The 11,128-nt window shown below is 69.5% G+C and carries 9 protein-coding genes; 5 read left to right on the forward strand and 4 right to left on the reverse strand.

The features are described from left to right. Positions 1-205: 205 nt before the first annotated feature. Complete coding sequence (locus Q0Z83_RS07305; RefSeq protein ID WP_317793038.1) at positions 206-922, reverse strand: TetR/AcrR family transcriptional regulator; 717 nt, start codon at positions 920-922, stop codon at positions 206-208. Positions 923-976: 54 nt separating this feature from the next. On the opposite strand from Q0Z83_RS07305, the gene Q0Z83_RS07310 reads away from it, so the two are divergent. Continuing rightward, positions 977-1,483: a GNAT family N-acetyltransferase gene (locus tag Q0Z83_RS07310; RefSeq protein ID WP_317793039.1), complete on the forward strand. Its 507-nt coding sequence runs from the start codon at positions 977-979 to the stop codon at positions 1,481-1,483. Positions 1,484-1,721: 238 nt separating this feature from the next. Here the strand turns inward: Q0Z83_RS07310 and Q0Z83_RS07315 are convergent, their stop codons facing one another. Then, the gene (locus tag Q0Z83_RS07315) at positions 1,722-2,594 is read right to left on the reverse strand and encodes a helix-turn-helix domain-containing protein (RefSeq protein WP_317793040.1); all 873 of its coding nucleotides are present in this window, start codon (positions 2,592-2,594) and stop codon (positions 1,722-1,724) included. A gap of 100 nt (positions 2,595-2,694) precedes the next feature. Between Q0Z83_RS07315 and Q0Z83_RS07320 the strand changes: the two genes are divergently transcribed. The 3 genes from Q0Z83_RS07320 to Q0Z83_RS07330 are packed head-to-tail and all read left to right on the forward strand — an operon-like array spanning position 2,695 to position 5,017. Beyond that, positions 2,695-3,105, forward strand: coding sequence for a DUF2255 family protein (locus tag Q0Z83_RS07320; protein ID WP_317793041.1), 411 nt, complete (start codon positions 2,695-2,697; stop codon positions 3,103-3,105). Continuing rightward, positions 3,102-3,986, forward strand: coding sequence for an aldo/keto reductase (locus Q0Z83_RS07325; protein WP_317793042.1), 885 nt, complete (start codon positions 3,102-3,104; stop codon positions 3,984-3,986). The genes Q0Z83_RS07320 and Q0Z83_RS07325 overlap by 4 nt, the downstream gene beginning before the upstream one ends. A 47-nt stretch (positions 3,987-4,033) precedes the next feature. Beyond that, positions 4,034-5,017 (forward strand): aldo/keto reductase, encoded by a 984-nt coding sequence (locus tag Q0Z83_RS07330; protein WP_317793043.1) that lies wholly within the window; start codon positions 4,034-4,036, stop codon positions 5,015-5,017. Between the two features lie 302 nt (positions 5,018-5,319). On the opposite strand, the gene Q0Z83_RS07335 is transcribed toward Q0Z83_RS07330, so the two are convergent. Next, positions 5,320-6,363: an NAD(P)-dependent alcohol dehydrogenase gene (locus tag Q0Z83_RS07335; RefSeq protein ID WP_317797049.1), complete on the reverse strand. Its 1,044-nt coding sequence runs from the start codon at positions 6,361-6,363 to the stop codon at positions 5,320-5,322. A gap of 116 nt (positions 6,364-6,479) precedes the next feature. Continuing rightward, complete coding sequence (locus Q0Z83_RS07340) at positions 6,480-8,684, reverse strand: ATP-binding cassette domain-containing protein (protein ID WP_317793044.1); 2,205 nt, start codon at positions 8,682-8,684, stop codon at positions 6,480-6,482. A gap of 133 nt (positions 8,685-8,817) precedes the next feature. Here Q0Z83_RS07340 and Q0Z83_RS07345 point away from each other — a divergent pair, with 133 nt between their 5' ends. Next, a complete protein-coding gene (locus Q0Z83_RS07345) occupies positions 8,818-11,037 on the forward strand; it encodes a putative bifunctional diguanylate cyclase/phosphodiesterase (RefSeq protein ID WP_317793045.1) in 2,220 nt (739 codons plus the stop codon). The last annotated feature ends 91 nt before the right edge of the window (positions 11,038-11,128 follow it).

Here is an 11,128-nt window from a genome sequence, read left to right on the forward strand (position 1 = left end):
CCGGCCCCATCGATCAGTACGGAATCCTTCGATGCGCCTGCCGCGAGGCTTCGCCGCGGGCGTACAGGTTCGATCGGCGACACCGGCGCCGTCGTGGAGACTACGGACCATCGGGTACGGAAACCGACGTATCAAACCACCAGAACGCTTCCATCCGTCTACGCCCGTCCCAAGGAGCCCCGAGATGGTGCCGTGACGGTCGTCCTCACCTGTCCTTTCTGATCAGGTCGAGCTGGAGGTGAAGCGCGGCGTCGACCCGATCCTGATCACCCGTGGCCAGCAGGTCGAGCAGGCAGCCCCGAAGGGCGGCAAGGACCGCAGTCCGCCGTGCCACACCGTCGGCGGTATCCCGTTGCGCATCGGGCTGGCGCGACGCGAGCAGATCGAGCCAGTCGCTGACGGTCGCCGCAGCGAACCCGGCCCAGGCCCCGTCCGGCTCGATCAGCGACCGTGCATAGGCCTCCGCCCAGAGCCGAAGCAACGGCCTATGCCGCGGCTCGCGCAGCCAGGCCCAGACCTGCTCAGCCGCCACAACCAGCCGGTCTGCCTCGGGGGCGTCCGTGGCCAGACGGCCCGCCTTCGGGGCGTCCGTGACCGGACCGTCCGCGTCCGGCCCGATCAGCTCGCCGGTCGTCTCCGCGCCGGTCGTCTCCGCGCCGGTCGGTACACCGCTTGTCCGTTCGGGCGCCTCCCCGAGGTTGTCGAGAACCGTCAGCTCGTCGGCCCGTGCCCGGGCCAACAATGCTCTGACCAGGCCGTCCTTGTTGCCGAAAAGGAACATCAGCACCCGCGGGCTGGAACCGATCGCCGCCGCCAGCGGACGCAGCGAAAGATCGGCGAGGCCGTGTTCGAGCGCATACCGATAGGCCGCCTCCAGAAGCTCCACCTGCCGGGCGGACGGGCTGGCAGTCTGCTCGCTCATATGATTAGCCTACAGTTCACTGAAACAGTCGTGTCAGTAGGCTCGGAGGGGCACATGACGACAACGAAGCAACCCGACGTGGTCATCCGCCGCGCCGACCGTCCCGGCGACCTCGGCTGGGTCGTGATGGCGCACGGCGAGATCTACGACGAGCAGTTCGGCTGGAACACCGACTTCGAAGCCCTGGTCGCCCGCATCGTCGCCGACTACGCCACCGACCACGATCCGTCCCGCGAGGCCGCCTGGATCGCCGACGTCGACGGCACCCGGGCCGGCAGCATCTTCCTGGTGTCCGGCGGCGACCCGACCGTGGCCAAGCTCCGCATCCTGCTCGTCACCCCGGCGGCCCGCGGTCTCGGTCTCGGCACCCGCCTGGTCGACGAGTGCTTGAGCTTCGCCCGCAAGGCCGGCTACCGAGCCGTCACCCTGTGGACCAATGACGTCCTCACCTCCGCTCGCCGGATCTATCAGTCATACGGATTCGTCCTGGTCGACGAGGACCCGCACCACAGCTTCGGCCACCACCTGGTAGGTCAGACCTGGACCCTCGACCTCACCTGAATCCGATCCCGGCCTCCTTTCAAGCTCCGGACCGCCCTTTCGGTCATCGCCTGGCGGATCGGACCGCCTTTTCGGTCGGTGCTTGGCGGGGCCGGACCGCCTTTTCGGTCGGTGCTCGGCTGGGCAGGGTCGTCCTTCGGTCGGTGCTCGGCGGGGCAGGGTCGCCCTTCGGTCGGTGCCTGGCGGATCGGACGGCCCTTTCGGTCGGTGCTCGGCGGGCCGGTTGCCGAGCAACGGCTCATGGTCGGCTCGCGTTTGCCTCCTGCGTCGCGGCCCAGGTCGCCAGCAGATGCAGACCGTCGCCCGACGGGGTGCCGGGCTCGGCGGAGTAGGTGACGATGGTCAGGTCGCGCTCCCCGGAAAGCTCGAGCCCCTCGTAGGTGAGCTCCAGCTCACCGACACCGGGATGCCGGAACCGCTTGACCCCGTGCCGGTGCACGAACACGTCCTGCGAGGCCCACCAGGTGCGGAAGCTGTCGCTACGCATGGACAGCTCACCGATCAGATTCATCAGCTGCTGATCAGCCGGATGCTGTGCGGCGGCGATGTGCAGAGCGCCGACCGCCGAGCGTGCCATTTGCGCCCACTCGGGGTAGAACCCCTGCGCCTGCGGATCCAGGAACGTGAACCGCATGGTGTTGACCGGCGTGGTCGGCGAGCCGGCGAACATCGGCGCATACAGCGCCCGGCCGAGCGGATTGGCGGCCACGATGTCGAACCGGAAGTCGCGCAGGATCGCCGGCATCCCGGTCATCGCATCGAGCAGCCGCCGCACGGCGGGCCGGATCTCCGGGCCGCCCGCACGGCGGTTGCGTGGTCGAGCCGGCTGCGGCCCGGCGGCCCGGGCCAGATGACGTAGGTGGGTGGTCTCGGTCTCGTCGAGCTGAAGCGCGCGGGACACGGCATCGAGCACACTGTCGGAGACTCCGGTGAGATTGCCACGCTCGAGCCGGATGTAATACTCCACGCTGACCCCGGCCAGGGCGGCGACCTCCCCACGGCGCAGCCCGGCGACGCGGCGGCTGCCATACGCCGGAATGCCTGCGCGCTCTGGGCTGAGCTTCGCCCGACGTGAGGTGAGGAACGCCCGGACCTCGCTGCGGTTGTCCATGACCCGAGGCTAGGCCGCCCGCGGGCCCGGAGGGTGGCCCTGCTTTTACCCCTATCAACAGAGCCTCCCTCACGATCGGGATTCGCGCTTTCCTGGTCGCATGTCCGCTACCACCGCAACCCCATGGCCGCCCGGCGACCTCACGGCGATCGGCCGGGCCGAGGAGCTCCGGCTCGCCTCCCTGCGGCCTGACGGCACACTGCGCCCCTACGTGACCATCTGGGTCGTCCGTGCCGGAGATGACCTGTTCGTCAGGTCCGCCCGCGGCGCCGGCAACGGCTGGTTCGCAGGGGCGGTCCGCAGCGGTGCCGGTCGCATCCGGGCTGGCGGCCTGGAACGCGATGTCGCATTCACGAGGCCGAGCGACGACGTGCACGCCGCGATCGACGCCGCCTACCACGCCAAATACGACCGCTATGGAGAAGCCGTCGTCGGCTCCGTCGTCGGCGCGCAGGCCGGCGCGGTCACGCTGCGCCTGCTTCCCCGATCCGAAGGAGAGGGCCTCGCATGACCGTCCCGCAACTCACCCTCAACAACGGTGTGACCATGCCCGCCCTCGGATTCGGCGTCTTCCAGACTCCGCCGGCGGAGACGAGGGCCGCCGTCGAGACGGCCTTCCAGACCGGCTACCGCCACATCGACACCGCGGCGGCCTACGGCAATGAGCGCGGCGTCGGCGAGGCCTTCCGCGCGTCGGGCCTCACCCGCGCCGAGGTCTTCCTGGAGACCAAGATCTGGATCAACGACTATGGGTACGAGGAGACGCTGCACGCGTTCGACAAGAGCGCCAGCAAGCTCGGTGTCGACCAGATCGACCTGCTGATCCTGCATCAGGCGCTGCCGTCGGAGTTCACCCGGACGCTCGACGCCTACCGCGCGTTGGAGACGCTTCTCGCCGACGGCCGGGTCCGTGCCATCGGGGTCAGCAACTTCATGGTCGACCACCTGACGGCGCTCCTTGACTCGGCGACTGTCGTGCCCGCCGTCAACCAGATCGAGGTACACCCCTATTTCACCCAGCCCGAGGTGCGGGCTCTCGGCGCCGAGCACGACATCCTCACTCAGGCGTGGGCGCCGATCGGCGGCATCACCTTCTACCGCGACAGCGGCCACCGCAGCACCCTGGACGACCCGGCGATCGGTGAGATCGCCGCGACACACGGCAGGTCCCCGGCACAGGTGATGCTGCGCTGGCACCTGCAGCAGGGCCGCTCGGCGATCCCGAAGTCGACGAATCCACAGCGCATCGCGGAGAACTTCGACGTCTTCGATTTTGTGCTCGCCGAAGAGGAACTCGCCGCCATCGACGCTCTCGAGACCGGCAAGCGCGGCGGCCCCGAGCCGGCCGACGTCAACCTCAAGACCTTCAGCCTCACGATCCCCGAAGCCTGAGCGGCCCTCGGTTCGTGGAGGCAGTGTCACCGAAAGGAGTGAACGACATGCGCAACGCGAAACTCGGCAGCTTGGAAGTCGCCCGGATCGGGCTGGGCGCCATGGGGATGTCGCACGGATACACAGGTGCCGGCACCGATGATGCCGAGTCGATCCGGACGATCCACCGGGCGATCGATCTGGGCGTCACTCTCATCGACACCGCGGAGATCTACGGCCCCTACCTCAACGAGGAGTTGGTCGGCCGGGCCCTTCGAGGGCGGCGCGACCAGGTGGTGCTGGCCACCAAGTTCGGTCTGGTCGCACACGGCGGCCGGGGCCTATGGAATCTGGACAGCAGCCCGGCCAACATCCGGATCGCCGTCGAGGGGTCGCTGAAACGGCTCGGCACCGACCACATCGACCTCTACTACCAGCACCGGGTCGACCCGGAAACGCCGATCGAGGACACCGTCGGAGCGCTTGCCGAGCTGGTGCGGGAAGGGAAGATTCGGCACATCGGTCTCTCCGAGGCGTGGGCCGACACGATCCGCCGGGCACACGCGGTTCACCCGATCGCGGCACTCCAGTCGGAGTATTCGCTGTGGACCCGCGATCAGGAGGAGATCCTCCCGCTGCTCCGGGAGTTGGGCATCGGCCTGGTGGCGTATTCGCCGCTGGGGCACGGGTTCCTCACCGGCTCACTGCGGACGCCGGCGGATGTCGAGGCCCTCGACGACAGCGACTTCCGGAAGAACAATCCTCGATTCACCGGGGAGAATTTCCTCCGTAACCTCCGACTCGCCGATCAGGTGCAGGAGATCGCCGACCAGGTCGCGGCTACGCCGGCCCAGGTAGCGCTGGCCTGGCTTCTGACAAGGGGCGGCGACATCGTTCCGATTCCGGGCACGAAGCGGGTGTCCCGCGTGGAGGAGAACACCGCCGCGGCTGCCGTCGAACTCACCGAGGACCAGGTCGCGACTCTCGACGCACTCACCCCGGCCGAGGGCGGTCACCACAACGAGGCGCAGATGCAGATGATCGAACGTTGACCGGGCGGGCTCGCGGCCTCCCCTGGGGCTGAGGTCTGACCTGGGTCGGCTGCCTGTCCCGGCCTTCTCCGGGGCAACCGCCTTCCGCGCCGCCGTTTCCGGGCTCGCCTTTCTGGCCGCCTTCTCCGGGCCGGGTTCATTCTCCGGATCGGCTGCCTTGCCTGGGTCGGCTGCCTTGCCTGGGTCGGGTGCCTTGCCCGGGTCGGGTGCCTTGCCCGGGCCGGGTGCCTTGCCTGGGGCGGCTGCCTTGCCTGGGGCGGGGCCGGCCTGGGGAGTCGGGCCGGCCGCCGTCGTTCGGTGGGCTAGCGGAGAGTGTTGATGTCGATTACGAAGCGGTAGCGGACGTCGGACTTCAGGACTCGGTCGTAGGCTTCGTTGACCTCGTCGGCGGTGATCACCTCTACCTGGGCGGAGATTCCGTGTTCGGCGCAGAAGTCGAGCATCTCCTGGGTTTCGGCGATTCCGCCGATGCTTGAGCCCGCGAAGGAGCGACGTGCCCCGAACAGGGTGAACACCTGGACCGGCAGGGGCTCCGGCGGGGCACCGACGGCGACCAGCGTGCCGTCCAGGCGGAGCAGACGTAGGTAGGAGGCCATGTCGATCGAGGCGCTGACCGTGTTGATGATCAGATCGAAGGTGTTCGACAGCTTCTCGAAGGTGGAGGGGTCGCTGGTGGCGTAGTAGTGCTTGGCGCCGAAGGCGAGCCCGTCGTCCTTCTTGCCCAGGGTCTGCGACAGGACCGTCACCTCGGCGCCCATCGCGGCGGCGATCTTCACGGCCATGTGGCCGAGGCCGCCCATGCCGACGACTGCGACGTTGCGGCCCGGGCCGGCCTTCCAATGGGCCAGCGGAGAATAGGTGGTGATGCCGGCGCAGAGTAGCGGGGCCGCCGTCTCGTACGGGATGGCCTCCGGCACGCGGAGCACGAAATCCTCATCGACGACGATGTGGGTGGAGTAGCCGCCCTGGGTGATCGTGCCGTCCCGGTCGGTGCCGGCGTAGGTGCCGACGTTGCCGTTCAGACAGTACTGCTCCTGGCCGGCTTTACAGTTGTCGCACGAACGGCACGAGTTGACCATGCAGCCGACGCCGACCCGGTCGCCGACACGGTGCCTGGTGACCTCGGCGCCGACCTCGGTGACCTGGCCGACGATCTCGTGACCGACGGTCAACGGGTACGGAACTCGGCCCCACTCGCCGCGGACGGTGTGGATGTCGGAGTGGCAGATGCCGGCGTAGCGGATCTCGATCAGAACATCGCGTGGTCCGACGGCCCGGCGCTCGATGGTGGTGCGGACGAGCGGTTCGGTGGCCGAGGGCGCGGCGATGGCGTTGACGGTAGAGATGACGGCCTCCGAAGACGAACGGTTTGTGGAACCAGGGCATCACAGACGCGGGTGCGCAGGGAGGCTCTGTTGATACGTGTACCCCAGTAGTACCCCCGCTGTGGGTGGTTAGCCATTCAAGATTGCGGCGCCTCGGCGGGGCCGGGTTGCGCGGTGATGGAAGGGGACCCTGCGGGGCTGGGTGGTGCGGAGGGAAGGGTCTCGGCGGGGCCGGATGGTGGGGTGGTGGAAGGGGACCCGGTGGGGGATGGGGACCCGGGGTCGAGGAGTCCCAGGAAACCGCCGGACTGCCGGGACCACAGGTCGGCGTAGAGGCCGCCCTGGGCGAGCAATGAAGCATGACTGCCCTGTTCAGCGATCCGACCGTCGTCGAGGACCACGATTCGGTCCATTCCGGCGATCGTCGACAGGCGGTGGGCGATGGCGATGACGGTTCGCCCGGCCATCACGTCACCGAGTGTGTCGTGGATGGCCGCCTCCGACTCCGAGTCCAGCGCTGACGTGGCCTCGTCCAGGACCAGGATCGGCGCGTCCCGGTAGAACGCTCGGGCCAGTGTGATTCGCTGCCGCTGGCCACCGGAGAGGCGGACTCCGCGTTCGCCGACGTGCGCGTCCAGGCCGGTGCGCCCGTCCGCGTCCCGCAGCGTTCCGACGAATCCGGCCGAGGCACGGGCCAGCGCCAGCTCGATCCGGGCATCGTCAGCGGCGGCGGCACCACTGGCACCAGCGGCGCTACCGGTGGTAGCGGGACCAGCGGCGGCATTAGGACCAGCGGTACTACCGGCGGCAGGGGGACGAGCGGCGGTATCAGGACCAGCGGTACTACCGGCGGCAGGGGGACGAGCGGCGGTATCAGGACCAGCGGTACTACCGGCGGCAGGGGGACCAGCGGCGGTATCAGGACCAGCGGCACCAGGAGCACTGCCGGGGCCGGTGGCATTGTCGGGACGGGTGGGGCCGGCGATGTTCTCGCGCACTGAGCGGTGCAGCAGGGTTGCCTCCTGGGCCACCATGGCGATCTGCTCCCGCAGGCTGTCCTGGGTAACGTCGGTGACGTCGATACCGTCGACGGTGATCGTGCCCGACTCCGGATCGTGAAAGCGCAGCAGCAGCCCGACGAGGGTGGATTTGCCGGCGCCGGAGCGGCCGACCAGACCGACCCGCTCGCCGGGCGCGATGTCCAGGTCGAGCCGGTCGAGCCCGCCCGCACCACGGCCGTAGTGATGGCTGACCTGCGAGAAACGGATCGCTCCGGCCCGTACCACCAAAGGGGTGGCGGTTGGTTTGTCGGCGACCGTGAGTGGTTGGGCGACCGTGCGCAACGCCTGCCGGAGGGCGCCCGCGGCGCCGAACAGGGACGAGACCGCGTCGAGGAGCCATTCGGCCATCGAGGTGATCCGGAAGCTGAGCGCCAGCGCGGCGGCGACCAGGCCGAGCGGAGCGGCCTCCGAACGCCACAGCACGATGCCGTAGCCGACCAGGCCGACCAGTAGCGCGCTACCGAGCGCCATCATGCTGCTGTTGATCGTCACCTCGACCCGCTGCAGCCGCAGGTGAGCCTGCCTGGCCTCGGCGAACACCCGCCGATCGTGGTCGGTGCGGGCGTCCGCGTCGCCGAGCAGCGCCAGTGTGTCGACGTTGGCGTAGGAGTCGACGAGCAGGCCGGTCAGTGCCGACTCGGCGGCTTGCAGGTTCTCCGAGGCGCGCCGGAAGCGGGGCACGATCAAACCCATGAGCAGGAGGTACGCGACGATCCAGGCACACAGGGGGAGCAGGAGCCGTACGTCGATCGCGGACATCACCCACACCGACCCGGCGATGTAGGCGGTCACGAACACCAGCGTGTGGATCACCGAGTAGGCGGCGGTGGCGGCCGCGTCCCCGCCGTCGCGGACCCAGGTGGCGATCCGGCCGGCCAGGTCGTCGCGGAACCAGCCGACCGACTGCCGGGACACGTAGCGGTGCGCGCGCCAGCGGGCCAGCGGCCGTGCGTTGGCCCGGAACGTGATGTCGTCGAGCACCTGCCCGAGCAGCATCAGCGCCGGTCGGGCCAGCAACACGAACGCGGCGACGGCGAGCAACTCGGTGCCGCGTTCGGCCCAGAGGGTGGCCGGATCGGTGGCGGCGAGCAGGTCGACGAGCCGGCCGGCGTAGCCGATCAGCCAGACCTCGACGGCGGCGCACAGGACCGTGGTCAGCACGGCGATCACCACGACCGGCCGCAGCGGCCGGAACTCCTGGAGGATGAACCGCCGGACGCCGGCGGCGGGGGTGGGGCTGTTACCGGCGGGGAACGGGTCGATGGGGTTCGAGAAGAACACGGAAGGCCTTTCCAGCGGCGAACAGGGCGGGGGATTCGCTGGTAGTCCTCATGGGGTCGACCCTAGGCGGTGGGGTCCGGAGGCGCCTCCCGATTTCCTCAGGCGCCGGACAGCGACGCCGATGATGGTGTTCGTGCGTGCAGGTGACCAGTGGCGTTGGTGCACGACGGCCGGGCTCCTCGCGACCGTCGTCTACTACCTGCTGCCCGCCGGCACCCTGTGGTCGAGTGCCGGTTACAACACGATCGGGCTGCTGGCCGGGCTGATCATCCTGGTCGCGGTGCGTTGGCACCGCCCGCAACGGCCGCTCGCCTGGATCCTGTTCGGCGTCGGCATGATCCTTTCGGTGCTGGGTGACTTCACCTGGGTGTATCTGGAGCGCGTCCAGCACGTCGAGCCGTACCCCTCGGTGGCCGACGTCTTCTATCTGGCGTCGTATCCGCCGCTGATCACCGGCCTGTTCCTGCTGCAGCGGCGGCGTGGCCGGGAGCTCGGCAGCCTGATCGACGCCAGCATGGTGGCCACCGGTCTGGGCCTGGTGCTGTGGGTGTTCGTGCTGCACCCGGTGGCGGCCGTGGACACCGCGTCGATGCTGGAACGCGCGGTCAGCACCGCCTATCCGTCACTCGACGCACTGCTGCTGGTGATGGTGGCCGGGCTGCTGATCGACAGGCGGCTGCGTACGCCGAGCACCGATCTGCTGGGCGTGGCGGCGGCTCTGCTGCTCGTCGGGGACGTCGCGTTCTCGGTGGCCAGCCTGTACTTCGACTACTCCGGTCGGGCGATCGACTGGTGCTGGCTGATGGCCTACGTGTTGTGGGCCGCCGCCGCGCTGCACCCGTCGATGACCGCGGCCACCCCGGACGCGCCGGACGTGCCGGACCGGGTGGGCCGCGGTCGGCTCGTCGTGCTCGGCGGCAGTTCCGTGCTGGCGCCGATCATGCTGTTCCTTCCGTCGGTCGGTGCCGACACCGTCGACCGCATCGTCATCGCGGCCGGGGCCACCATGCTCTTCCTGCTCGGTGTCGCGCGGATGGCCGGGGTGATGAGCAAGGTCCGCGGCCAGGCCACCGAGCTCGAACGGCTCGCGAACCAGGACGACCTGACCGGGCTGCACAACCGGAGGCGTTTCTACCGGGCGCTCGGCGAGGCTTTGACCGACGGCTGCCCGCAGATCGTGCTGATGGGCCTGAACCGGCTCCGCGCCATCAACGACGAACTCGGCCACCAGGTCGGCGACGAGGTCATCGTGCGGATCGCCGAACGGGTCCGCGTGCTCGCCGGGCCGGACGTCCTGGTCGCGCGGCTCAGCGGCGACGAGTTCGCGGTCCTCCTCCGGGACGCTCCGGAGGGCGGGGCGGACGCGGTTGCCGCGCGTCTGGCGGATGCGGTTCACGATCCGATCAACACCAGGGGGTACGAGGTACTGGTCGGGGCCGGGGTCGGGGTGGCCGGCGGGGCGGACGCGGCCGATCCGGCGGAGGTGCTGCGCCGGGCCGGTGTCGCGATGTTCGCCGCCAAGGAGAGCGGCGAGCCGTACCGCAGGTGGGCGCCCGCCCTCGACGAGCGTTCGGTCGAGGAGGCCCGCCTCGGCGCCCAGATCCGGCACGCCCTCGGCGAACGCCAGTTCCAGGTGGTCTACCAGCCGATCGTCGCGATGCCCGGGCAGCGGGTGGCGGCCGTCGAGGCGCTGGTCCGATGGCATCACCCGAGGCTCGGCATGGTCAGCCCGGCCCGGTTCATCCCGGTCGCCGAGCGCAACGGCCTGATCGTCGAGCTGGGTGCGTGGATTCTGGAGACGGCCTGCGAGCAGCTGGTCAGGTGGACGGCGGAGCTGGGCTCGGACGCGCCGGACCGGGTGAGTGTCAACGTGTCGGCCCGTCAGCTGGCCCGTCCCGGGTTCGCCGGGACGGTCGCCGACGTGTTGTCCCGGACCGGCCTGCCCGCGCACCGGTTGACCGTGGAGGTCACCGAGACCGCGGTGTTCGACGGCGGCCCGGCGGTGACGGCGTTGCACGAGCTGCGGGCGTTCGGTGTCCGGATCGCCCTCGACGACTTCGGCACCGGTCACTCGTCGCTGGGCCTGCTGCAGGCGGTGCCGGTCGACATCCTGAAGATCGACAAGTCGTTCGTCGACCGGATCACCGAAGCCGGCCGGCACGCCGTCATCGCCGAGGCGATGATCCAGGTCAGCAACGGTCTCGGCCTGGACGCGGTGGCCGAAGGCGTGGAGACCGCCGAGCAGGCGCAGGCCCTGACCCGGATCGGTTACCGGTTGCTGCAGGGCTACCACTTCGGCCGCCCGGAGGCCGAGCCGGCCTTCACCCGGCCCGCCGTCTCGACGCGCGCTTAAGGCTGCGTAAAGGCTGCTCACAGGGCTTATTCAGACAATTTGGGAGCGCTTCCAAAAGTGGTCTAGGGTCCCGGGTCATGCCGATTCCCCA

It is taken from the genome of Actinoplanes sichuanensis (assembly GCF_033097365.1).
GTDB lineage: Bacteria > Actinomycetota > Actinomycetes > Mycobacteriales > Micromonosporaceae > Actinoplanes > Actinoplanes sichuanensis.

Coding starts and splice junctions, on each gene's coding strand:
- Q0Z83_RS07320 (WP_317793041.1), top strand. CDS start 2,695: ATGTCCGCTACCACCGCAACCCCATGGCCGCCCGGCGACCTCACGGCG.
- Q0Z83_RS07325 (WP_317793042.1), top strand. CDS start 3,102: ATGACCGTCCCGCAACTCACCCTCAACAACGGTGTGACCATGCCCGCC.
- Q0Z83_RS07310 (WP_317793039.1), top strand. CDS start 977: ATGACGACAACGAAGCAACCCGACGTGGTCATCCGCCGCGCCGACCGT.
- Q0Z83_RS07305 (WP_317793038.1), bottom strand. CDS start 922: ATGAGCGAGCAGACTGCCAGCCCGTCCGCCCGGCAGGTGGAGCTTCTG.
- Q0Z83_RS07315 (WP_317793040.1), bottom strand. CDS start 2,594: ATGGACAACCGCAGCGAGGTCCGGGCGTTCCTCACCTCACGTCGGGCG.
- Q0Z83_RS07330 (WP_317793043.1), top strand. CDS start 4,034: ATGCGCAACGCGAAACTCGGCAGCTTGGAAGTCGCCCGGATCGGGCTG.